At 35.5% G+C, this 24,851-nt stretch carries 18 protein-coding genes; 12 read left to right on the plus strand and 6 right to left on the minus strand.

The window, feature by feature from the left end:
- Positions 1 to 5 precede the first annotated feature (5 nt).
- The 6 genes from CALKRO_RS00835 to CALKRO_RS00860 form a co-directional block, all read right to left on the minus strand.
- Positions 6 to 869 (minus strand): ABC transporter permease, encoded by an 864-nt coding sequence (locus CALKRO_RS00835; RefSeq protein ID WP_013429240.1) that lies wholly within the window; start codon positions 867 to 869, stop codon positions 6 to 8.
- The gene (locus CALKRO_RS00840) at positions 866 to 1,819 is read right to left on the minus strand and encodes an ABC transporter ATP-binding protein (RefSeq protein WP_013429241.1); all 954 of its coding nucleotides are present in this window, start codon (positions 1,817 to 1,819) and stop codon (positions 866 to 868) included. The genes CALKRO_RS00835 and CALKRO_RS00840 overlap by 4 nt, the downstream gene beginning before the upstream one ends.
- Before the next feature lie 183 nt (positions 1,820 to 2,002).
- Positions 2,003 to 2,566 (minus strand): nucleopolyhedrovirus p10 family protein, encoded by a 564-nt coding sequence (locus CALKRO_RS00845; RefSeq protein ID WP_013429242.1) that lies wholly within the window; start codon positions 2,564 to 2,566, stop codon positions 2,003 to 2,005.
- Positions 2,567 to 2,636: 70 nt separating this feature from the next.
- Positions 2,637 to 3,644 (minus strand): sodium:calcium antiporter, encoded by a 1,008-nt coding sequence (locus tag CALKRO_RS00850; RefSeq protein ID WP_013429243.1) that lies wholly within the window; start codon positions 3,642 to 3,644, stop codon positions 2,637 to 2,639.
- Between the two features lie 111 nt (positions 3,645 to 3,755).
- Entirely contained in the window at positions 3,756 to 6,413 is a 2,658-nt protein-coding gene (locus tag CALKRO_RS00855; RefSeq protein ID WP_013429244.1) for a calcium-translocating P-type ATPase, SERCA-type, read from the minus strand.
- 351 nt (positions 6,414 to 6,764) lie between these two features.
- On the minus strand, positions 6,765 to 7,088 hold the full coding sequence (locus tag CALKRO_RS00860) for a cupin domain-containing protein (RefSeq protein WP_013429245.1): 324 nt from the start codon (positions 7,086 to 7,088) through the stop codon (positions 6,765 to 6,767).
- Between the two features lie 368 nt (positions 7,089 to 7,456).
- Here CALKRO_RS00860 and CALKRO_RS00865 point away from each other — a divergent pair, with 368 nt between their 5' ends.
- The 12 genes from CALKRO_RS00865 (at position 7,457) to CALKRO_RS00925 (ending at position 24,684) form a co-directional block, all read left to right on the plus strand.
- The gene (locus tag CALKRO_RS00865) at positions 7,457 to 8,551 is read left to right on the plus strand and encodes a class II glutamine amidotransferase (protein ID WP_013429246.1); all 1,095 of its coding nucleotides are present in this window, start codon (positions 7,457 to 7,459) and stop codon (positions 8,549 to 8,551) included.
- Complete coding sequence (locus CALKRO_RS00870; protein WP_013429247.1) at positions 8,548 to 10,056, plus strand: glutamate synthase-related protein; 1,509 nt, start codon at positions 8,548 to 8,550, stop codon at positions 10,054 to 10,056. The genes CALKRO_RS00865 and CALKRO_RS00870 overlap by 4 nt, the downstream gene beginning before the upstream one ends.
- 3 nt (positions 10,057 to 10,059) lie before the next feature.
- Positions 10,060 to 10,527, plus strand: coding sequence for a 4Fe-4S dicluster domain-containing protein (locus CALKRO_RS00875; RefSeq protein WP_013429248.1), 468 nt, complete (start codon positions 10,060 to 10,062; stop codon positions 10,525 to 10,527).
- A 21-nt stretch (positions 10,528 to 10,548) separates the two neighbouring features.
- Positions 10,549 to 11,817, plus strand: a complete 1,269-nt coding sequence (locus CALKRO_RS00880) for an NAD(P)/FAD-dependent oxidoreductase (RefSeq protein ID WP_013429249.1) — start codon at positions 10,549 to 10,551, stop codon at positions 11,815 to 11,817.
- Between the two features lies 1 nt (position 11,818).
- Positions 11,819 to 12,571: a GltB/FmdC/FwdC-like GXGXG domain-containing protein gene (locus CALKRO_RS00885; RefSeq protein WP_013429250.1), complete on the plus strand. Its 753-nt coding sequence runs from the start codon at positions 11,819 to 11,821 to the stop codon at positions 12,569 to 12,571.
- Between the two features lie 96 nt (positions 12,572 to 12,667).
- Positions 12,668 to 13,159 (plus strand): HD domain-containing protein, encoded by a 492-nt coding sequence (locus CALKRO_RS00890; RefSeq protein ID WP_013429251.1) that lies wholly within the window; start codon positions 12,668 to 12,670, stop codon positions 13,157 to 13,159.
- Between the two features lie 97 nt (positions 13,160 to 13,256).
- A complete protein-coding gene (locus CALKRO_RS00895; protein WP_013429252.1) occupies positions 13,257 to 14,825 on the plus strand; it encodes an L-lactate permease in 1,569 nt (522 codons plus the stop codon).
- Positions 14,826 to 14,962: 137 nt separating this feature from the next.
- Complete coding sequence (locus CALKRO_RS00900; protein ID WP_013429253.1) at positions 14,963 to 16,402, plus strand: ISLre2-like element ISCbe4 family transposase; 1,440 nt, start codon at positions 14,963 to 14,965, stop codon at positions 16,400 to 16,402.
- Positions 16,403 to 16,630: 228 nt separating this feature from the next.
- Positions 16,631 to 18,943 carry a glycoside hydrolase family 3 N-terminal domain-containing protein gene (locus tag CALKRO_RS00905; protein ID WP_013429254.1) on the plus strand — a complete coding sequence of 771 codons (2,313 nt, stop codon included), beginning with the start codon at positions 16,631 to 16,633 and terminating at the stop codon, positions 18,941 to 18,943.
- A gap of 425 nt (positions 18,944 to 19,368) precedes the next feature.
- Positions 19,369 to 20,808, plus strand: coding sequence for an IS1182 family transposase (locus CALKRO_RS00910; protein ID WP_237699109.1), 1,440 nt, complete (start codon positions 19,369 to 19,371; stop codon positions 20,806 to 20,808).
- A 1,925-nt stretch (positions 20,809 to 22,733) separates the two neighbouring features.
- Positions 22,734 to 24,026, plus strand: coding sequence for a radical SAM/SPASM domain-containing protein (locus tag CALKRO_RS00920; protein ID WP_013429259.1), 1,293 nt, complete (start codon positions 22,734 to 22,736; stop codon positions 24,024 to 24,026).
- On the plus strand, positions 24,007 to 24,684 hold the full coding sequence (locus tag CALKRO_RS00925) for a CPBP family intramembrane glutamic endopeptidase (RefSeq protein ID WP_013429260.1): 678 nt from the start codon (positions 24,007 to 24,009) through the stop codon (positions 24,682 to 24,684). The genes CALKRO_RS00920 and CALKRO_RS00925 overlap by 20 nt, the downstream gene beginning before the upstream one ends.
- Positions 24,685 to 24,851 lie beyond the last annotated feature (167 nt).

A 24,851-nucleotide genomic window follows, 5' to 3' on the forward strand; every position in this document is an offset into this window, starting at 1 on the left:
TTTATTTAGCTCCATCTTCTTTTTTCAAGAACTCTTATTGTTAAGAAGATAAACACAAATATGAATGATAGATAATAAACAATAGAAGATAAATCCAGAAGACCATTGGTAAATTTTTGATATCTACTCAAGAGTGAAAACCACTTAAAGAATCTGACTATAGCGTTATCGTAAAAATCTGGTTTTAATATATATACAGCAATAAATGCACCGGCACCAATTATTCCCGAAATTGCACTTATTATTATATTCCTCAGTGTCATATATAACCAGCCGGCAACAAGCCCGACCAATATCAGGACAAATACAAAGCCTGCTGTTCTGTCGGTTGGAAGAGCTGATTCAAGCCAGTCTATCACCCACGTCAAAAGCAGTGCAGCAAAAGTCACCACAGCAGCAACAAACTGATTTTCAGTAAGGGATGATATAAAAAGTCCAACCGAAATAAATGCACAGCCAAGCAGGAAAAATCCTATGTATGCTCCAACTGTTTCACCAAACGGAACATCACCATAAAATGAAAGTATTACTGGATAAAGAATTGTAATGGCAATAGTCAAAACAAACACGCCCACTGCTGCCAAATATTTCCCGAGAACAATCTCAGTAAGTTTTAGCGGAGATGTTAAAAGCAGCTGGTCAGTTTTTGTTCTTGCCTCTTCACTCAAAAGTCTCATTGTCAAAACTGGTACAACTACTAAGAATATGAATGTTATATTACCGAGGACTGAGGTATAGTTTGGGCTTGCTGAAAACAGGTTTGACACTGCAAAGAAAAATCCCGAAATCAAAAGGAAAAATCCCATAAATATATAACCTGTTGGTGTTGAGAAGTATATTTTTAATTCTTTTTTCAAAACTGCGCTCATACAGCCTCAGCCTCCTTTTCCTCAGTTGTGAGCTGCAGGAATATCTCTTCAAGCGTTAGGTCAACAGCCCTCATCATCAAAATAGGAAGTTTTGCCTCGCTCAGAGCATAAAAGATATCTGCCCTTATATCTATATCATTTTCTGATTCAACAATAACCTCAACAGTGTTTGGTTCTTTTGGACCAATGAATTCTATGTATTTTACTCCTGGCACCTTTTCAAGTATTCCATAAACCTTTTGTCTTTGACCTAATACTCTCAATTGTAGTTTGCTTCCGTGAGTAAGTCTTTTAGATAGATTCTCGGGTGTGTCGCTTGCAACTATCTTTCCTTTGTTAATTATCAGAACTCTTTCACACACTGCGCTTACCTCTGGCAGGATATGTGAGCTCAAGATTATTGTATGTTCACTTCGAAGATTCTTTATAACAGACCTTATTTCAATTATCTGCTTTGGGTCAAGTCCGATTGTTGGTTCGTCTAAAATCAGAACAGGAGGGTTGCCAATTAAAGCCTGGGCAAGTCCAACTCTTTGCTTGTAACCTTTTGAAAGATTTTTTATAAGTCTGTTTCTCACGTGGGCAATTCCAACAGTTTCCATTATCTTATCCATGCTTCTTTTTTTCTCTTTTTTATCCACCTTTTTTATATCGCTCACAAAGTCAAGATATTCTTGCACTGTCATGTCCATATAAAGTGGGGGATTTTCAGGAAGGTATCCTATTCTTTTTTTCACTTCTTCGGGCTCTTCTAAGATGTCGAATCCATCAACATATGCAGTACCTTCTGTAGGTGATAGGTATCCTGTGATTATATTCATTGTGGTAGATTTTCCAGCACCGTTTGGACCCAGAAAACCAACAATTTCCCCTTTTTGCACTTCAAATGAAATGTCATGAATTGCATAGTGTTGGCCATACTTCTTTGTTAAGTGTTCGACCTTTATCAAAAATTATCCCTCCTCTAAAATCAATAAAGTATGTAGGTACTCAACTTTAATTATAGTATAAACTATATCACAATGTGTTAACAATTTGTTAAATAAAAAAATAGACAGAACTGAAAATATTGCAAAGATAAAAATACAAAAAGCTGCCATAGGGATTGGCAGCTTTTTGTATGTAAATGCTCTTTAATTCTTTATACCTTTCAAAAAAGCTATATCTTGCATATTCTTTCCGCAAACAGATTCAATTACAACCATGTCTTTTTCAAGCCTTGTTATCTTCTCAGAATTCTCTTCAACTTTAGAAATTATGACTTGATGCTCTTGGTTATTTTTATTTATCTCTGATGTCAAAAGTCCTTCAATTCTTGCAAGTTGATGAGTAAAGTTATCATGTTCTGCCTTGTTTACCTGTGCCAGATGTTCTAAAGCTTTGAGAATTTGAGTATTTTCGGAAACCTGAATTTCTAACCTTTCAACTCTTGCCTCAAGTGCATCCATTCTTTTTTCGAGGCTTTCAACTCTTTTTTCAAGGTTTTCAACTCTTTTTTCAAGGCTTTCAACTCTTTTTTCAAGACTTTCAACTTTCTTTTCGAGACTTTCAACTCTCTTTTCGAGGTTTTCAACTCTCTTTTCGAGGTTTTCAACTCTCTTTTCGAGGTTTTCGAGCCTTTTTTCAAGCCTGTCAACCTTTTGGTCAACCACAGTGACCTTTTCCAGTATCAATTCCAGTATTTCCCTATCACTCATTGTTTTTCTCCTAAAAGTTTTGCTTGTTTTTCTTAATTATAACACAAACATGGAATAAAAATCTATACAATTATCTCCAGAAAACATAAGCTATAAATATAAGATACAGCACTCCACCAAACAAAAGCGCAAATGGATTGACATTCTTTCTAATTTTAACCCACAAAAGATTTAAAACAGCAGACGAAAAAGCCAAAATCGCAGATACCATTGTAATTCCTTTCAAGTTCCAGGGTGTAAAGATTATACCAAAAACAACAGGAACAGATGACTGGAACACCATAGCACCTGTTATGTTTCCAATTGCAAGGGTGTCTTTTTTCTTGCCAATCCATATTACAGAGTTCAACTTTTCAGGAAGTTCTGTTGCAATTGGTGTTATGATAATTGAAAGAACAAGTGCTGAGATTCCAATCAAAGTGGCAACTTTCTGGACATATTCAACAAAAAGGTGTGCACCAAAGATTATTATAGCAAGTGACAGAATAAGCTGGGCGCTTATCCAAAGAAGATTGTTTGGAAGTTTTAAAAGCTTAGTAAAATACAGCTCTTCAAGCTCTTGAGTTTCTTCATTTTCAGACTCATCCGCGAGAGTCTTTTTTACATAGATAAGATAAGCAACAAATAAAATGATAGCAATTATTGTTCTAATTAACTTATGGTTTTGTATAAAAGTTGTGGCAACAGCAATTCCATAGACAATCATAAAATAGGTAAGGTCTCTTTCAAACACACTAAGGTCAACATTCATTTTTAGTGTTCTTTTTTTGAGCAATGTGTAAACTATAACTGCCAGCCCTGTTATGAAAAAAGCAAGTGTTCCCAGCATAAAAGGTGCACCTGCAATCGCGCCTATGCCAACCTGATGCGAACTTTCACCCTTTGCAAAAAGAATGGCAATAATAGGTATAATTGTTTCTGGTAGTGCAGTGCCAACTGCCGCTAAAATACTTCCAACAGCTCCATCTGCAAGATTGAGTTTTTTCCCAAAACATTCTACTGCATTTGTAAAAAAAGTACATCCCAAAAGTATAACAAATAGAGAAATAATTAGTTTTAAGACATATCCTGCTACCATTTTGTCATCCCTTTCTTTTGTTAATGTTTCTTTATAAGAATACTATTATAAGATAAAAAATGTCAAGCAAAGACCAGCATTTTTGGCCTTTGCCTGACAATGTATTTTGAGTTATTCTTTATGGAAATGACGTGTGAAATACTTTACAACTTCCACAATAGGGATAATAGAAAGTGATGCCAAAATTATGATTGTCCACTGTGAAAAATTAAGGTATGACAATTTAAATAACTCCCTTAATGGAGGAACTATTAAAACTACAACCTGAAGCAAAAACGAAGCTACAAAAGCAAGATTTAAATATTTATTTGAAAACACGCCCATTTTGAATAGCGAATTGATATTTGAGCGCACATTGTATGCATGTGTAAGTTGTATGAAACTAAGCGTCATGAAAGTCATAGTGATTGCAGTTTTGTGACCATATAGTTTGTTTCCAATAAAGAATACCAGCAATGTTATCAAACCTTTTAAAAAGCCCTGATAGAGTATTGAAAAGCCAAGTCCACCTGCAAATATATTTTCTGAAGTTTTCTTAGGTTTTCTCTTCATTACATCACTTTCTGCTTTTTCCATGCCAAGTGCCAAAGCAGGGAAAGTGTCAGTCACAAGATTTACCCACAGGATATGAATTGGATACAATACTACCCAGTTTAAAAGTGTTGCTAAAAAGAGTGTCACAACCTCTCCGATATTTGAAGAAAGCAAAAACTGTATGGTTTTTCGTATATTATCATAAATCTTTCTTCCTTCTTCAACAGCTGCAACAATTGTGGCAAAGTTATCATCTGCCAAAATAACATCAGATACATTTTTAGTAACATCAGTACCTGTAATTCCCATACCAATTCCAATGTCGGCAGCCTTCAGGGCAGGTGCGTCGTTTACCCCATCACCTGTCATAGCAACAATTTTACCATGACTTTTCCATGCGTCAACAATTCTTAATTTATGTTCAGGAGAGACTCTTGCATATACTCTCACTTCTTTTACTTTTTCCTTTAATTGCTGGTCATCTAATTTCTCAATTTCAGTACCTATCAAAACTTGCGAAAGTTCGTCTTTGCTTGTATCAATTATCTTTAATTCTTTTGCAATGGCTAAAGCTGTATCTTTGTGGTCTCCTGTTATCATCACAGGTGTTATTCCTGCTTGGTAGCAGACCTCAACTGCTCCATAAGCTTCTTTCCTTGGCGGGTCAATCATTCCAACAAGTCCTATAAAGATGAGGTTATCTTCAATGGTATTTTTATTTTCTAATTCATTTTTATCAATTTCTTTGTAAGCAAAAGCCAACACGCGCAGGGCATTTGATGTCATTTCTTTGTTTGCCTGCAAGATTTTTTGGTGTGTATTTTCGTCAAGGGGGAGTATTTCATCATTTACCATTATAAACTTACACTTATTAATTATCACATCTACAGCACCTTTGGAAAATACCAAAAGCTTTTCATCATTTTTGACCTCATGCACAGTTGTCATCATTTTTCTGACAGAATCAAAAGGTATTTCGTACACTCTTTTAAAAACCTTTTCAATGGCGTTCTTGTTCAATCCCTTTTCATAAGCAAATTTTACTAAGGCAATTTCGGTAGGGTCACCTATAAACTGAGGCTGTTTGTCAACCAGATCAAGTTTGACATCATTACAAAGTGCCATTATTCTAAGAAGGGTTTTAGCTACAATATCTTCATGTTCAAGATTTTCAACCAAGCTATCATTACAATAGACTTTCACAACATTCATCTTGTTCTGGGTAAGTGTGCCCGTTTTGTCAGAACAAATAACTTCTACTCTACCTAAGGTTTCAATTGAAGACAGTCTTCTTATTATAGCATTTCGTTTTGCCATTCTTTGAACACCAATTGCCAAAACAATTGTGACAACAGCAGGAAGTCCTTCAGGGATTGCAGCAACAGCCAGTGACACAGCTGTCAAAAACATTTCAAATACATCTCGCTTATAAAGCAATCCTGTCACAAAGACAATAAATGCTATTGCCAGAATTCCAACTGTAAGATATTTCCCAATTTCTTCTAACTTTTCATGGAGAGGAGTTTTAGTATCAATTGCAGATTGCAAATTGACAAAGTTTGCAATTTTGCCTATTTCTGTTTTCATACCTGTTGAAACAACCACGCCTTTTGCTCGACCATATGTCACAATTGTTCCCATAAAAGCCATATTTGTTCTTTCTGCAAGAGGTGTTGACTCAGCAAGAAGGTCGTTTGCGTTTTTTTCAACAGGGACAGATTCTCCAGTTAAAGCTGACTCATCAATTTTAAGATTGAAGCTTTCAATAAGCCTCAGGTCTGCGGGAACAATATCCCCTGCTTCAATCTCAATTATATCGCCAACTACTATTTCATCTGTTTTAATTTGCATCAGGTGGCCATCTCTGTAAACCTTTGCATATGGCATATTAAGTTTTTTGAGAGCATCAATTGCTTTTTCAGCCTTTAGTTCCTGGGCAACTCCAAAGACTGCGTTGATAAGCAAAACTGCCAAGATGATTGCGGCATCTGCTGCTTCGCCAAGAAGAATTGAGATTATAGCTGCAGCAAAAAGTACAAGTACCATTACATTCTTGAATTGTTCCAAAAAAAGAGCAAATATGGATTTCTTTTTTCCTTCTTCAATTACGTTTTTTCCATATACTTTAAGTCTTTCTTCTGCCTCTTGATAGGAAAGTCCGTTTAAACTGGTTTTAAGATTCTCCAAAATGGTCTCTACAGTTTTAGAGTGAAAATCAGAGAAATTTTGATTCAAGCTCAAATCCCTCCTTCTTCAAAAGTGTTTTTGCAATGTTTTTAAAATTGCTAACAAAACTATTATGGGTTTTGCAAAATCTTTTTAAAGACAAATAAAAAAGACTTTTAACATGTGACGGCAAAATCACATGTTAAAAGTCTCGCACACCCTATTTTGGGCCCTTATCCCCAGAGAAAGGACTTTTTGAATACCTTTCTCGCGAATGTTGAGGACAAGGCTTTTGGTGCTACTCCCTTTTAACATAGAGTAGAACCTATTTTTTGTTTTTATCTGATACTGTCTATTATTTTACAGTAGAATCAAAACATTTTCAATATCTTATTTATGTCTAAGGTTATGCTTTATAATTCATGGTTCATACTGATGCCCTTTTCGCTTTTTACCCATCAAAGGGCCTTCTAACCAAAACATTGTTGTGTCTTCTAAGGCCTCTACAATTTCATGAAAGTCGCCCATCTTGGTCCAGAGCATGTCACCCTTTTCAAGTATGTATTCCTTGTCTTCTGAAATCACTTTTAATTTTCCTTCTAGCACAAAATAATACTCATCACAGTCATGCATATGCTTTTCAACAATATTTTTCTGGCCTTTTTTATAATAGACAATTCCCCATGAAGAAAATCCCGGGTCACCAAACAATGTAGGTTGCTCTTTTATATTTCGTTTTGGCATTTTCTCACCTCTAAAAATTCATTTTTCGGTTGACTATGTTATAATTAAATTCTAATCTATAACCATTACAATTAAAATATGCAATCAAAATTTTTTATCATTTATCTTCCTGCATAAAGGTTTACAAGCTTCACATCAAAAGTGCAAGTTTTTTGTTCTTAACTTGCAGCTTACATAAAATTCTCTTCAACTAAGTTATTGATTGTTTAATAATTTACTGCTATAATTAAACTTAACCCATTGTATACATGTATGAATGTTGTTTTTTGTATGCAAAAGTTTTTTATATGCAAAAGATGTAATTTTTTTAGAAGTAAAAAACTCAATAGTAAATAATTTTCAATTTATATACACAGGAGGTATAGAAATTGTTAAGGGAAGGGCAAGTTAGAATTCCGTCTGGTTGTGCTATTTCGGGGTTTATTAATAAAAAGGGTGTTAGAATTTCTGGTACAGACATCATCAATTCCATTGCCATCATGAAAGAAAGAGGAAATGGGCTTGGTGGTGGATTTGCAGCGTATGGAATCTATCCTGACAGAAAAGATTGGTATGCTTTTCATCTATTTTTTGATGATATAAAGGCAAAAGAGGATACAGAGCACTTTTTAAACCAGAACTTTGAGGTATTGGAAAGTGAAGTAATTCCAACAAGAAAGGTTTCAAGCATTCAAAATGCACCAATTGTCTGGAGATATTTTGTAAAGCCACTTGAGAAAAGATTGAGAGATACAGAAAAAACAGAAGAAGATTTTGTTGTTGACAGTGTAATGTTTATAAACAGCCAAATTGACGGTGCGTATGTATTTTCAAGTGGCAAGAACATGGGTGCATTCAAAGGTGTTGGATATCCAGAAGACATAGGCGAGTTTTTCAGGATTGATGAGTACAAGGCATATATCTGGACAGCGCATTCAAGATTTCCAACAAACACGCCAGGCTGGTGGGGCGGAGCTCACCCCTTTACCCTGCTTGACTGGTCAATTGTCCACAATGGCGAGATTTCTTCATATGGAACAAATTATAGATACTTAGAGATGTTCGGTTACAAGTGTACACTTAGGACTGACACTGAGGTTATGGCATACCTTTTTGACCTTCTTTTGAGAAAACACAAGCTTTCTGTTGAGATTGCAGCAAAAGCTTTGGCAGCTCCGTTTTGGAGTGTGATTGATAGACAGGACGAACACGAAAGAGAAAAGCTCAGAGCAATAAGAGCAGTGTATGCATCTTGCTTAGTAAATGGTCCATTTTCGATAATCTTGGGATTTTCAAATGGGATATTAGCTCTTAACGATAGAATAAAACTGCGTCCTCTTGTTGCTGCACAAAAAGGTGATTTTGTATATGTTGCATCAGAAGAGGCAGCAATAAGAGAAATCTGCAAAGACCCAGAAAAGGTCTGGATGCCCAAAGGCGGAGAGCCTGTATATGTTACTTTGGACGAAGGGGTGATAGTATGATTTCACTATATGAAAATGAGTTTGAGGTTGTAAGGGACGAAACAAAGTGCATTCGCTGTAAAGTGTGTGTAAGACAGTGTGCAAACGAGGTTCATGAATATGATGAAGAGGAAGACAGAGTAGTTGCAGACTCATCAAAGTGTGTTGCATGCCACAGATGTGTTGTTATGTGCCCAACAAAGGCGCTTACTATAAAAAAGACTGAAAATGCATTCAAAGAAAATGCTAACTGGACACCTTCTTATATAAATGAGATATACAAACAGGCAGAGACTGGCGGAATACTTTTAACTGGTATGGGAAATGACAAGCCAATACCAATTTACTGGGATAGACTCTTAATTAACGCAAGCCAGGTTACAAATCCGTCAATTGACCCCTTAAGAGAGCCAATGGAGCTGAAAACCTTTATTGGCAGAAAACCTGACAAGCTTGAGTTTGACGAAAATGGCAATCTAAAAACAAAGCTTCCGCCACAGCTTGAATTAGAGGTACCTATAATGTTTTCTGCAATGTCGTTTGGTTCTATTTCACTAAACGCTTGCGAGTCTTTGGCAGCAGCAGCTGTTGAAGTGGGAACATATTGGAACACAGGCGAAGGAGGACTTCATCAAAAGCTTTACAAATACAAAGAAAGAGCAATTGTTCAGTGCGCATCAGGAAGATTTGGTGTTGACGTTGACTATTTGAACGCAGGTGCGGCAATTGAGATAAAGATTGGTCAGGGTGCAAAGCCAGGAATTGGCGGGCATTTGCCTGGTGAAAAGGTTGGTGAAGAGGTATCAAGAACAAGAATGATTCCAATTGGCTCTGATGCTATTTCACCAGCTCCGCACCATGATATTTACTCAATTGAGGATTTGCGCCAGCTCATCTTTGCTTTAAAAGAGGCTACAAACTATACAAAACCTGTTGGTGTTAAAATTGCAGCTGTTCACAACGTTGCGGCAATTGCCTCTGGTATTGCAAGAGCAGGTGCTGACTTTATCACAATCGATGGTGTGAGAGGTGGCACAGGCGCAGCACCGCTCAGAATTAGAGACAATGTTGGTATTCCAATAGAACTTGCCTTAGCAGCTGTTGACTCAAGACTCAGAGAAGAAGGAATTAGAAATCAGGTATCAATCATTGTTGCAGGTTCAATTAGAAACAGTGCAGATGTTGTGAAGGCTATAGCACTTGGTGCTGATGCGGTCTACATTGGAACAGCAGCACTAATTTCATTGGGATGCCATGTTTGCCAGAAGTGCCACACAGGTAAATGCAACTGGGGTATTGCAACACAGGACCCTGTTTTGGTAAAAAGACTCAATCCTGAGATTGGAGCAAGAAGAGCAGCAAACCTTTTGAAGGCTTGGAGCCATGAGATAAAAGAGATGTTGGGCTTGATGGGAATAAATGCTCTGGAGAGTTTGAGAGGAAACAGGCTGATGCTCAGAGCAGTTGGACTTACAGAGAAAGAGATGGAGATTTTAGGTGTCAAGCATGCAGGAGAGGGGGTATAGGCTTTGGCAAAAAAGATTTTCCCGAAAGAAGATGTGTGTGTAGGGTGTCACCTGTGCGAGGTTTACTGTGTGTATGCTCACTCTAAATACAAAAAACCAAATATAAAGGCTCATGAGCTTGTAAAGCTTTATATAAAACATAAGGATTCAAAACCAACACCGAAAATTTTAATTGAAGAGAAAAGCGGAACATGGACCACATTTGCCCTGCAGTGCAGGCACTGCGATGACGCTCCATGTACAAAGGCATGTATCACAGGTGCAATGAAGAGGCTTGAAGATGGTAGGATAATCTGTGATGAGGAAAAGTGTGTTGGGTGCTGGTCATGTATAATGGCATGCCCGCATGGTGCAGTAAGGCGCGGGGAGAACAAAAAAGCAGCGTCTAAATGTGATTTGTGTTTAGAGCTGGGCGAGCCTGCGTGCGTCAAAAACTGTCCAAACGAGGCCCTTGAAGTCAAAGAGGTCTAAAAAAGGGGGAAGAGTTTATCAATGAAATATGTTATAATAGGCAATTCTGTTGCTGCGTGCGGATGTATTGAAGCTATAAGAAAGGTTGACACTCAAAACCCTATTGTTGTTATATCAGATGAAAAGTACAGGGTATATTCAAGACCACTCATTTCTTACTACCTTGGTGGGAAAGTTGACGAGAGCAAGATGTATATCAGAGATGAGGACTACTATGAGAAAAACAAGGTAGAAACAAAGCTTGGCAAAAAAGCGGTAGCAGTTGATTTCAAAAGCAGAGAAGTTATACTTGACGATGGAGAAAAAGTAAAATACGACAAGCTCCTTATTGCAACAGGTGGAAAGCCATTCGTGCCACCTACAAAGGGGTTTGAACTCAAAAATGTGTTTACATTCATAAAGTTTGATGATGTAAAAGCAATAGATGAGGCTATAAAAAGCGGTGCAAAAAAGGCGGTAGTCATTGGTGCGGGACTGAGCGGACTCAAAGCAGCAGAAGCGCTTATCAAAAGGAATTTAGATGTAACTGTTGTTGAGCTTGCAAATAGGATTTTAGGTTCTATTCTGGATTTGGAGGCATCAAGAATAGTTCAAAGTGAGCTTGAAAAACATGGTATAGTTTTCAAACTCGAAACATCTGTTGATGAGATAATAGGCGATGGCAAGGTTGAAAAAGTAAAGCTCAAAAATGGTGAGGTTTTAGATTGTGATATAGTTGTGTTTGCAATAGGTGTTGTGCCAAATATTGACTTTTTGAAGGGAACAGAGCTTAAGATCAACCGCGGAATTGTTGTAAACAACAAAATGGAAACAAATATACAAGATGTGTATGCTGCAGGGGATTGTGCAGAAGGATACGACTTTGTATTTGAGCAGCAAAGGGTAATTCCAATCTGGCCAAATGCTTATAATCAAGGTGAGACAGCAGGGTATAACATGGCAGGGGTTGAGAGGACATTTGACAGAGGATTTCCAATGAACTCAATAGGATTTTTTGATGTTCACATGATAACAGCAGGGATTGTTGTGCCAAACTCTGATGATATAGAAGTTTTGGTAAAACATGATAAGGAAAAAAATGCTTACAGAAAGATATATCTTAAAAATGGTAGAGTTGTTGGCTTTATGTTTATAAACTCAATTGACAGAGCTGGTATGATAACTAATATGATAAAAGAAGGCTTTAACGTTGAGAGTATAAAACACAGGCTTCTTGACGAGGACTTTGGATATTTAGATTTGCCAAAGGAAATAAGGCAAGAGAAGATTTTAGGGGGTGCAAAAGCTTAAAATGAATCTTCATAAGCTTACCATAGATGCAAAAGGCATACATTACAAGGAATTGAATGAGATGATAGAAAATGCTTTGAATGAAGGGTATAAAGAGGTAGATTTGATAAACGTAAACGGCCAGCGCTACATTGGCGATGGATTGACATTCCCGGATAGAAAACTTAACATCTATGGCACCCCTGGAAACGATATGGCTGCATTCATGAACGGACTTACAATTGAGGTGTTTGCAAATGGTCAGGATGGTATTGGAAACACCATGAATGCGGGCAAAATAATAGTACATGGTTCTGCAGGGGATATTATAGGCTATGGAATGCGAGGTGGCGAGATTTTCATAAAAGGCGATGTTGGCTACAGAGTTGGAATTCACATGAAGGAGTATCAAGACAAGATTCCTGTGTTGGTAGTTGGTGGGAAAGCAGGAGATTTTCTTGGCGAGTACATGGCAGGTGGAAGGATAATTGTTTTAGGTCTTACATTGAAAGATGGTGAGCCAATCACTGGTCTTTACTGTGGAACTGGTATGCATGGTGGTATTATGTATCTTCGCGGAGAGGTTCAGACATATCAGCTTGGCAAAGAAGTAAAAGTTGTTGATATGGAAGATGAAGATTATAAATTTATTGACAAATATATTACAGAGTTTGTAAAACTTTTTGGATATAGCAAGGAGTATATAATGTCAAAGCCGTTTTATAAGCTAATTCCTTACAACAAACGCCCATATGGAAAGCTGTACGCTTATTAATAGTGCATAAATACCACATCTGGCCAGTGGCAGAAAATTTTGCCTCTGGCCGTTTTTAAAATTTACAAGAAGTTTTACAAACAAGGGGGTTTTGCGATGGACTCTATTGATTTAATTGCCTTAGAGATGATAAAATATTTCAAAAATGATGTGAGAAGAATAAACCATGCGCTCAAAGTATTTTCATTTGCAAGACTGATTGGAAAGGCGGAAGGTTTGGACGGCAAAAAACAGTATATTTTAGAAGCTGCTGCACTTTTGCATGATATTGGGATTAAGGTGTGTGAGCAAAAATATGGCTCAACAGCAGGTCATCTGCAAGAGATTGAAGGACCAGAGGTTGCAAAAGAAATTTTGTCGCACATAGATGTTGAAAAAGATAAAATTGAGAGGATTCTTTTTCTTATCGGCAATCATCATTCATATTCAAAGATAGATGACATTGACTTTCAAATCCTTGTTGAAGCAGATTTTCTTGTAAATATACATGAAGACTCTATGGACGTCGAAACAATAAAGAGTATAAAGCACAAATACTTCAAAACAAAGATGGGACTTTTCATGCTTGAAAAGATGTTTGAAGTATGAGGGTGTAGAACTGGTAGGATGGCCAGCTCAAAATGGGATTTTGCGCTGGTCTTGAGAATAAAATCTGTAGGATGGTAGAAAGGGGATTGATGGTAGTATGGATTTATTTTTAAGTGTCTTGCCAATTTTACTTGTCTTATTTCTTCTCATCTTTGCAAAGAAGACTGCAGACGTTGCAGGGCTTGTCGGATGGGTGGCAACAGCTTTGATTGCCATTTTGTATTTTAAAACCTCATTTGATGTTGTTCTAAAATCATCTATTATGGGCTTTTTAGCAGCACTTCCTGTATCCTTAGTTGTTGTCACATCAATCCTGCAGCTCAATGTAATGGAGTCAGCAGGTGCGATGAGAAGAATTATTGTATTTGTAAAAGGTTTGTCAAAGGATGACAAAGTGTTTCAGGCACTTATTTTGAACGTGGGATTTGGGACCTTTCTGGCAGCAACCGGAGCTGTTCCTGTGACTGTGCTTCCACCAATTTTGATTGGGCTTGGTTATTCTACCTTTGCTGCAATTGCCCTGTCTGCAGTCGGGTTTGATGCGCTGTGTACATATGCTCTTCTTGGCACACCTTTGGTTGTATTTTCACAGATTGCAAATGTGGATTTGATAACAGCTGCAAGGTACTTTTTGCCGTTTGTTGGAGTTGTTTCGTTTACAATATCACTTGCAATGCTTTTTATAATTGGAAATAGCAAGTTTGTAAAAAGAGGGTTTGTGCCTGCCATAATTGTTGGGCTTACATCTTATGCAGCAGCAGAACTTGCAATTTTGGTAAAAGCGCCAGTTATTACTGGTATTTTCGCAGGAATCCTAATAATGCTTGTTATGATGGTAATTCTCAAACTTCTTGGCAAAAGAGTATATGACTCAAGCCATTTTACAGAGGAAGATAGAAAAGTTGAAAAGACAATGGGGATAATAAAAGCAACATCTCCGTGGATACTGCTGGTTGTCTTTATTCTCATTACAAATCTCATTACTCCTATAAGAGAATTTTTGTATGACAAACTTTCAATGCCGATTGAAGTAATGAAAGGACCAAAAATAAAGCCCATTTTCACAAGAGTAATCTGGCAGTCGTACACATGGATATTGCTCTCAACAATTATTTCAATCTTCATCTTCAAGATGAATGGCAAGCAACTGAAGAGTGTATGGGAAAAGACAAAATCAAGAATTCCAAAACCGTTCTGGTCTTCAACAGTGTTTTTCCTGATGGCTTATGTCATGATGTACTCAGGCTATCAAAAGACACAAAATGGCTATGAACTTTTGAAAAGGACGCACAACATTGTTTATGTGCTTGCAGAATATTCGGCAAAGGGATTCAAAAACATATATGCTTTTATTGCTCCATATTTGGGCATCTTAGGCGGTTTCATTACAGGTACTGAAACATCTACCATTGCCATGTTTGCAAAGTATACCATTGAAACCTCAAACTTGCTTGAGCTGTCTCCACTTTTGATGGTTGCAGCAGTGGCTTTCGGTGGTGGGCTTGCCTCTGGGATATCACCGTCAAAGCTTCAAAATGCAGCTGCTGCAATTGATGCAATTGGCGCGGAGTCAAAGGTCTTGAGAACAACCCTGGTAATTTCCCTTATTATGGCGTTTATTACTGGGATAATAAGTTTTCTGTTAAGAGGGTATGCAATTCAATAAACTTAGTGTAAAATATTTATAGGACATTGGATGGAAAAAAGCTCCCTCCTCTTGGTAGAAGAGAAAAAATGAAGTAGAATATAATGATGAAAAATAAAAAAAAGGAAAAGGAAAAACAAACCAAAGGAGGGAGCAAAATGACTGAAAATATTGTATCAAAAATAGAAGAACTTTTAAAGACTTTTGAGGAAGGATTAGAGAAGATAGTGAAAAGGGAGAAGGATTTAGCGGAATATTCAATTGAACTTAAGAAGCAGTTAGACCTGATAGGCAAGGAGATGATAAAGGAAGTATGTGAACTTATAGATGAATCATTGAAAGTAAACGAAGAGAGGAAGAAGAGGTATGAGGTTGTGAGGAGAGACAAGAGGGGTTTAAAGACAATATTTGGTGATATTGAATATGAGAGAACATATTACAAAGATAAGGAAGGCAAAGGATATGTTTATTTAGTTGATATAGTTTTAGGGATAGAGAGATATCAAAGGATAGACAATGCGGTAAAGGGAGCGATAATAGAGAGAGTAGTAGACATGTCATATGAGAAGGCAGCAAAGGAAGTATTAGGGGAGGATAGGATTAGTAGACAAAGTGTAATGAATATTTTGAAAGGGATAGATAGTAAAGAATTAGATGAAATCCAGCATAGCAAGAGTGTAAGAGGAGAGAAGAAAGTTGTAAAAGAGCTTTATATAGAGGCGGATGAAGACCATATTTCATTACAGAATGGGAAGAAAGAGATAGCGAAGCTTGCTTACATAAATACGGGATATAAGGAAGAGAAGGGCGTTGTTATTAGGAAGGAATTAAAGGATTTGCATTATTTTAGCAGTGTAAAAGAGGATGCAGATGATTTTTGGGCAAAAGTGGGTAAGTATATTGAAGAGAATTTTGAAGTTGAGAAGATAGAAAACATATATCTTTTAGGAGATGGAGCTAATTGGATAAAGAAGGGATTAGAGTGGATAGATGGAGCGGAATTTGTATTAGATAAGTTTCACTTAACGAAGGAGATAATGAAAATAGCAGGAGGGGATAGAAAATTATTTAATGAGATTTTGAAAGCATTAAGAGAGAAGGATAGAGAGAGATTTGAGGCATTAGTAAAAGAAAAGATGGAGGAGGTTAAAGAAGATGAGTTAGCTAAGAGGAGGATAAAGAAGGGAAGGAGATACATACTTTCGCACTGGGATAATATAGTATTAGAAGCAGCGAATGTTAATATAAAGGGATGTAGTGCAGAAGGGCATGTAAGTCATGTATTAGCAGAGAGGATGAGTTCAAGACCAAGAGGATGGAGTGAAGATATAGCAGAGACCATGGTAAAGTTATTGAGTTTAAAATACAATGGTTTTGAACTTATGAATGTATATTTAGAGAAGATAAAAGCCAAGAAAGCAGAAAGGCAAGAAGTTAAAGAAATAGCAAAAGGAATTATAAAGAACGGGAAAAGAGTACGAAAAGGTACGGAAAAGTGGAATAATATACCAGTTATAGCAAATGGCAAAGTTAACCAGTTACGAAGAGCATTAAAGTCTTTGATTAGTTGTAGCTTCTATAATGCAGGTATGTTCTAATAAAAAATTATTTCCTACAAACTCTTGACACTATCTTCAATAAAAAATATAGTTGAAATACAATCATATGAAATGATATAATTAAATCAAATGTAAAGGCAACAAAAGATGTGAAAAGGTTGCCTTTCCTTTTAAAATTAGTTGAAAACGCTTTCTGTTTTATTTAAAACCCTTTTTACCCCCAGCACAATTTTTAAAGATTTAGAAAAATTGGAGGTGTGTGTAGAGGTGTCAATTGAAAAGAAGGTACAAGAACTTTTACAGAAGATGACAGTTGAGGAGAAGGTGTATCAGCTCACAAGCGTGCTTGTTCAGGACATCTTGGAAAATGATAAGTTTTCACCTGAAAAAGCTAAAAGGCTTATACCACACGGAATTGGTCAAATAACAAGAGTTGCAGGTGCAAGCAACTTGAGCCCTGATGAAGCAGCAAAAACTGCAAATGAGATCCAAAAGTTTCTGGTTGAAAACACACGCCTTGGAATTCCTGCAATGATTCATGAAGAGTCTTGCTCAGGTTTTATGGCAAAGGGTGCAACAGTATTTCCACAGAGCATAGGTGTTGCATGCACATTTGACAATGAGATTGTTGAAGAACTTGCAAAAGTAATAAAAACTCAGATGAAAGCGGTAGGTGCACATCAAGCTTTAGCACCGCTTATTGACGTTGCGCGGGATGCGCGTTGGGGAAGGGTTGAAGAGACGTTTGGAGAAGACCCTTATCTTGTTGCAAATATGGCTGTGAGCTATGTAAAAGGTATCCAAGGTGATGACATAAAAGACGGCATAGTTGCAACAGGTAAGCACTTTGTTGGGTATGCAATGTCAGAAGGCGGAATGAACTGGGCGCCTGTCCACATTCCTGAAAGAGAACTCAGAGAAGTGTATCTTTATCCGTTTGAGGTTGCAGTAAAGGTTGCGGGGCTAAAATCTATCATGCCAGCTTATCATGAGATTGACGGAATCCCTTGCCATGCAAATAGAAAGCTTTTAACAGACATTGCAAGGGGCGAATGGGGATTTGACGGAATTTTTGTTTCAGACTATGCAGGTGTAAGAAATATCCTTGACTATCACAAGGCAGTAAAAACATATGCAGAGGCAGCATACATTTCACTTTGGGCAGGGCTTGACATTGAACTGCCGAAAATAGAATGTTTCACAGAAGAGTTTATAAAAGCATTAAAAGAAGGAAAGTTTGACATGGCGGTTGTTGATGCCGCTGTAAAGAGAGTATTAGAGATGAAGTTCAGGCTTGGTCTTTTTGACAACCCATATATCAAAACCGAAGGTATTTTGGAGCTTTTTGACAACAAAGAACAAAGAGAGCTTTCAAGAAAAGTCGCACAAGAGTCCATGGTACTTTTGAAGAATGACAATTTCCTGCCACTTTCAAATGATGTAAAGAAGATTGCAGTGATTGGACCAAACGCAGACTCTGTGAGAAACCTCTTGGGTGACTATTCGTATCCAGCACACATAGCAACACTTGAGATGTTCTTCATAAAGGAAGACAAAGGTGTTGGCAATGAAGAAGAGTTTGTAAGAAAAGTAATCAATATAAAATCCATCTTAGAGGCTATAAAAGACAGAGTTCAAAACAAAGCTGAGGTTGTATATGCAAAAGGCTGTGATGTTAATAATCAAGATGAATCTGGTTTTGAAGAAGCAAAAAAGGCAGCACAGGGTGCAGATGTAGTCATTTTGGTTGTTGGTGACAAGGCAGGTTTGAGGCTTGATTGCACATCAGGTGAGTCAAGAGATAGGGCAAGCTTAAAACTTCCTGGAGTGCAGGAAAAGCTCATTGAAGAGGTTTCAAAGGTAAATGAGAATATTGTAGTTGTGCTTGTAAATGGAAGACCTGTTGCGCTAGAAGGCATCTGGCAAAAAGCAAAGGCTATTTTAGAAGCTTGGTTCCCAGGCGAAGAAGGAGCAGAAGCTGTGGCAGATGTTCTTTTCGGTGACTACAACCCTGGCGGCAAGCTTGCAATATCCTTCCCAAGGGATGTAGGACAGGTTCCGGTTTATTACGGGCACAAACCGTCTGGTGGAAAGTCTTGCTGGCATGGGGACTATGTTGAGATGTCAACAAAGCCTTTCCTGCCGTTTGGCTATGGACTTTCATACACCACTTTTGAGTACAAAAACTTTGCAATTGAAAAAGAAAAGATTTCCATGGATGAGAGCATTAAAATCTCAGTTGAGGTTGAGAACACAGGCAAGTACGCAGGCGATGAAATAGTTCAGCTTTACACAAGAAAAGAAGAGTTCTTGGTAACCCGCCCTGTAAAAGAGCTCAAAGCTTACAAGAGAGTACACTTAAAGCCTGGTGAAAAGAAGAAGGTTGTATTTGAAATCTTCCCCGACCAATTTGCGTACTATGATTATGATATGAATAGGGTAATTTCACCTGGCACTGTTGAGGTCATGGTAGGAGCATCTTCAGAAGACATAAAGTTTACAGGGACATTTGAGATTGTGGGCGAAAAGAAGGATGCAAAAGAAATCAAAAATTATCTTAGTCGTGCATGGTGTGAATAAACTTAAAAATGATAAGGGACTGATGCCAATGAGTGGTACCAGTCCCTTGTTTTTTAAGTATTATAAAAAGAGAACTCCCCTCTATAGTTTGAGCCATTTATAGTGGGATATTTGTTTGGAATGAGTACATTTGACTTAATACCATTGTCTTGCTGGGTGTAAATAAACATTTTCTTTTCATCCCACAGCAATATCTCATCCCTGCCATCACCTGTCAAATCAATGCTATCTGCACAAAGGATTGGATAACCATCATCAGAGGGCTATCCAAAAAAGATAAGGTGACAGCCTCTTTATTTTTACTATATTTGCACCTTAATATATTTATGATATAATATTTCAAAATTGATTATATTAGGAAAATCAATATACCTCGCAAACATGATAAAATAGTCTTCAAAGAATATAATCCAAACCAATTAATAATGCCAATCGACCCTGAATCCTTTATCCCTCAAACTCATCTGGTAAGAATAATCGATAAAATTATTGATAAAATAGATACATCTCACATAGTACAAAAATACAAAGGTGGCGGAACTTCTAGTTACCATCCTTTGATGCTTTTAAAAGTCCTTATCTATGCCTACATACAGGGGATATACTCTTCAAGAAAAATAGCAAAAGCACTTGAGGAAAACATAACCTTTATGTGGCTTTCAAAACTTCAGACTCCTGATTTTAGAACTATCAATAGATTCAGAAAAGAAATAATATTTGATTGCATTGAAGGGATTTTTGCGGAAGTTATTGAACTTCTTGTAAAGCTATGGTATGTAAACTTTGAGTATTATTATCTTGACAGGACAAAGATTGAAGCAAATGCGAGCAAGTATACGATTGTATGGACAAAAAGTACAAGAACATACAAAAAGAAATTAAGAGAAAAAGTAAAAAACATCTTTGATGAGATAGAAAGGATAAACGAGGAAGAAGATAGAACTCTTGGTGAGCTGGATGTTGGTTTAGAAGCTGATTATGATAGCAAAGAGCTTGAACAGAAAGTTGAAAAGCTTACCCAAAAACTAGCAAAAGCTAGTTTTGAGAACAAAAGAAAAGAAAGGAGAGTAAAAAAACTTGTAAAATTAAGACTCAAGAAATATGAGTCTTATGAGCAGATTTTAAATGGTAGAAATAGTTTTTCAAAAACAGACAATGATGCCACTTATATAGAGGATGAAGGAAGACCATATGAAAAATGGGAATTAAAAGCCGGGTATAATGTACAAATTGGCACACAAAACCAATTTGTAATAGGTTTTAGCATCCACCAAAGTTCCACAGATACTGTCTGCTTAAAAGAACATCTTGAGCTTGTAGAAAAGATAATACGCCACAAGCCCAAAAATATTGTAGCAAACAGTGACTATGGTTCGGAAGAAAACTACCTTTATCTGAAAAAATGTGGCATCAATAGCTACATCAAGTATAACACATTTGACCTGGAACAGACAAGGAGATTTAAGAAAGATATTTTCAAGGTAAAGAACTGGGAATATATACCAGAAGAAGATATATACATTTGTCCTGCAGGTAAGAGAATTAAATATTTGTATTCGAAGGTAAGTACAAATGAGAGAGGATTTGTAAGCTATGAAAAGGTATATCAATGTGAAGAGATTTGTAATGGTTGTAAATACAGGGATAGATGTTACAATGGTAAGAGATGGAAGAAGAGATTCAGCGTAAGACTGAGGATAGAGAAATTGAAGGAAGAGGTAAGGCAAAGGTTATTGAGCGAAGAGGGCAAAAAGATTTACAGGAAGAGAAAGATAGAAGTTGAGACGGTATTTGGCATTATTAAAAACAATAAAGGATTTAGAAGATTCCTGCTCAGGGGATTAAAAGGAGTAAAGCTAAAGTAGAGTTTGCTTTGTATTGCCTATAACATGGAAGAATTAGCAAAATTAATAAAAGAGGATTGGGATAGAACTACTACCCAACCCTCTTTTTGTTTAATATATAGTTCAATATTGACATTTAATTGTATCAAATGCTTCTTTCTGGATATTAAAAATTATTGGTTTGGGACAGCCACTTATCTTTTTCTCTGGTTCATATAGAGTTTAGTTTTAACTTGAATCCTACGATAGTAGCAACTTTGTCTTATTCTAAACCCAAGAAAATTGAAGCAAATTTAAGCTATTTTAAGAAAAACATAACTTTAGCTCAAAAATTGGCGAAATATCGTCTAAAAAAAAAAAAAAAAAAAAACGGGATTGACAGTATAAGAGTGTATAAGATAAAATTTGCATAGAAATTCCAAGAAGAATTTTGCAGAAAAAGAGCATTTTATTACAAAATAGCCCGATGGGAAAAACAAAAAATAACAGACTAAAAATTGGCGAAAAAAGTCTTGTTGAAAATTTTGCATATGATTGGAATATTTTAATTTAAAAATTTGTTGCTCATTTTCAATAGAAAATAGACTTGGACAATGAAATAAACATAATTAAGTCAAACAAATCTTCAAAAAATTTTTTATACTGAACAAAAAATTTGTTGTTCTGTTTAATTCTCAAGTTTTTCAGTAGACACATTTCTAACAATTTAGAAATAGACATTTTTCTGCATTACAACTATTCTATAATTTAAAGATAATGGTATTTTAAAACTTGAATCGTGAAGATTTGGTAGTAGTTTTAGGATGTTCAGAGCCATATAGAAGGAAACTATGAACCACTAACATGGTTGAGCAACTAAATTGAGAAATTTATTGGTGAGAATTGGTAATAAAAATTTTTTCGAAGCGGGAGTTATTTTGCCGCTATATATGTATTTTGGAAGTAAATATAGATGAAGAAACATTTTAGATAGCAAAAAAATGTGGAAGAATGTTGAAAAAATTGTTTTGTGGATATAAACTTTTTACAGGTGTCAATTTATAAATTGGGTCAAATGAAACCTTTACATTTTTTGACATACACGAAAGCATTTGTAATTTCGAATGACAAATTAAAATAAGCTAAAAAGCTTGCATATTCTATGGTCAAAAAATATTACACAAAAGTTTAGGTTTGTTTCCATCAATATTCAACAAACATTTTACATAATTTTTATTTAGATTTAAAATCTATTTGCTATATTATAAGCGAAAAGAAAATGGTTAAGAAAAAGCGATTAAATAGCTTCATCGACTGTACACCAGGATAAATAATTTAAAATGGGGGGAGGGATAATATGATTATAAAGAAACAAAATAAAAATAAACAAGGATGCATAAAGATAGGTGTTCTTGGTGCTTGTGCAACTGTTGGAGTAATTGCAGAGAAGAATGGAATTAATATGAGATTGTGAAAAAATTGAATATCATCCAATTGCTTGAACAAAAATAAACTTTCTTGGTGTACAGTCTATGACATAGACTTATAAATAACGTAGCAAATTATGCAAAATTTAATTATTTCAATTATCGCAAGATGTTTGATTAAAAATTAAAAAAGAAAGGGGGGTGAAAGTTATGTTGATAGTTAAATCTAATAAGAGAAAAGCAGGGTGTATATATATAGGAGCGCCATTAATTGGTTGTAAAACAATTGGGAGCGATATAAGAGGGATAAGAATATAATTTCAACCAAAATATTAAAAAGAAAGAAGGAGGTGAAAGATATGTTATTGGCAAAAAAGAAAACAAAAAAGAGTAGTTGCATTGAGATTGGGGTAAACGGTATATGCAAATCAGTGGGGAAAACAATTGCTGTTGTTTGGGGAATTCCAATAAAATTATAATTTGTAAAAAGACAAGCCCCCTAGAGGGGCTTGTCTTTAGGATATTTCGGAGGTGTTTACAATGGAGGTTTTTAAAATCTCAGAAAATTCACTTATATACTTTGTTGATGATATACCCTTTATAGGTAATTTTGAATTAGGTAGTGTAATAGCATTTAATGAAGAGGGCTATAATTTTTTAAAAAGAATTTTAAAAAAGGATACCATAAGTTTTGATGAATTTACCCAGGAGGAGAAAAATTGGTTTTCTACTTTGTTGGAATGTGAGATTCTCAAAAGTCTTAATAGTAGTTCAACCCTTATCACAAACAATGAAATAGATGCTATATATCTGCATTTTACAAATAATTGCAATATATATTGCAAAGGGTGTTATTCATTTAATAAGTACAGAAACAAAGAAGATTTTGATCTATCTGTAGATGTTTTTGTAGATAGCATTAAACAATTAAAAAACTATGGCCTTAAGAGAGTTATTATATCTGGAGGAGAACCTACATTAAGGGATGATTTAGAAGTTTTGCTAAGAGAAATAAAGAATATATCAATTGAATACGTTTGTTTAATTACAAATGGCATTTATTTTCCGGAAAAACTGATTAATGTTGTTAAAGAGTGTGTGAATGAAGTCTCAGTTTCGATTGATGGATACAATGAAAATATAAGTTATATTAGACCAGCATGGATATATAACAGAGTGATCGACACAATAAGAGTATTAAAAGAAAATGAAATTAATGTAAGTATGATTGTAACATTACATAGACAAAATGTTGGGGTCATGAATGAGTATAAATTATTAAGCGAAAAATTAGGTGTTCCTTTTAGTTATAGCATTCTTGTTTGTAATAACAATAATAGAGATGAATGTAAGGAATTTGAATTTGATGATAATTCATTATATAAAATCAAATGGGATCAAGATATTGAAAATACAAAAATAGAAAATTTCGAATTTGAAACTAGATTAAGCTGTGAAGCAGGTAAAAGGTTGTTGAGTATTGCTGCAAACGGAGATGTGTATCCATGTCATATGCTTCACGACGAATTTTTTAAGTTTGGGAATATAAAAGATATGGCAATACCGGAGATTCTTATGTCCGCCAGCAGGTTATTGTTTAAATTTATTACTGTTGACTTTATTAAAGAATGCAATGCTTGTAAGTTTAGGTACTTATGTGGAGGAGGATGTCGTGCAAATGCTTTCTATAAAAATAGTGATGTATTAAGTAAAGATCCATATTGCTCAATGTATTACAATTTTTACAATACAATACTCAGTTTACTAAGACAACAAAATTTAGAGCACGCGAATACTTCAAAGGAGGAATTAAATGAAGAACAAGCTACCTGATGTAAAAAAAGTTAGGCAACTATATCCAATATATCTTCATTTATACATTGAAATATGTGGTCTTATATTTATACCGTTTGTACTTTATATAGGTTGGCTAATGATACTAACCATAGTTGCCAGTAAACCATTTACAGAGGAAATGAATTATTCAAGTTTAAAGGATTTAATGTTTCAATATTCAATCCCATTCTCTATATTTTTTGGTATATTTCCTATGTTTTATGTGCTTTTTTTTAAAAGGTTAAAACTTAAAGAGATAAATGTATTACCAAACAAAAACAAGTGGTATATTTTTTCAGTTGTATTGTTAATAATAATGTCCGCATGTGTAATACTATACGTTAAACAAAAACTGTCTACTGAACTATTCTTAATTTTAATTATACACAATTTTTTTGTAGCATTTACCGAAGAGTTGTTAGCAAGAGGCATAATTCTTTCGCTATTATTAAAATCAATGAGGCCGATTGCAAGTATTATACTAAATGGAATAATATTTGCTTTTGTTTTTCACAGCGCAGCAGACTTTACTATTAATTTATTATTAAGACTACCACTAGGGATACTTCTGGCATTTCTTTCATATTGGACAAGAAGCATACATCCGTCAATATTACTTCATTGGATGTATAATGTTGGAGTAGAGTTTTTATAAAAGTAGAAATTTAAATGCTGAATTTTTAGTATTATGTTAACAGCCTGCTAATAGATGGTAATCAAAGCTGAATGATACCATGACAGGTATGAAATACAATTAAAATGTAAAAGAGAGTAAAATTATAGCCATATATCATCAATATAGAGACTAATATATAACAACAA

Origin of the sequence: Caldicellulosiruptor kronotskyensis 2002 (assembly GCF_000166775.1) — a bacterium.
Taxonomy (GTDB): domain Bacteria; phylum Bacillota; class Thermoanaerobacteria; order Caldicellulosiruptorales; family Caldicellulosiruptoraceae; genus Caldicellulosiruptor; species Caldicellulosiruptor kronotskyensis.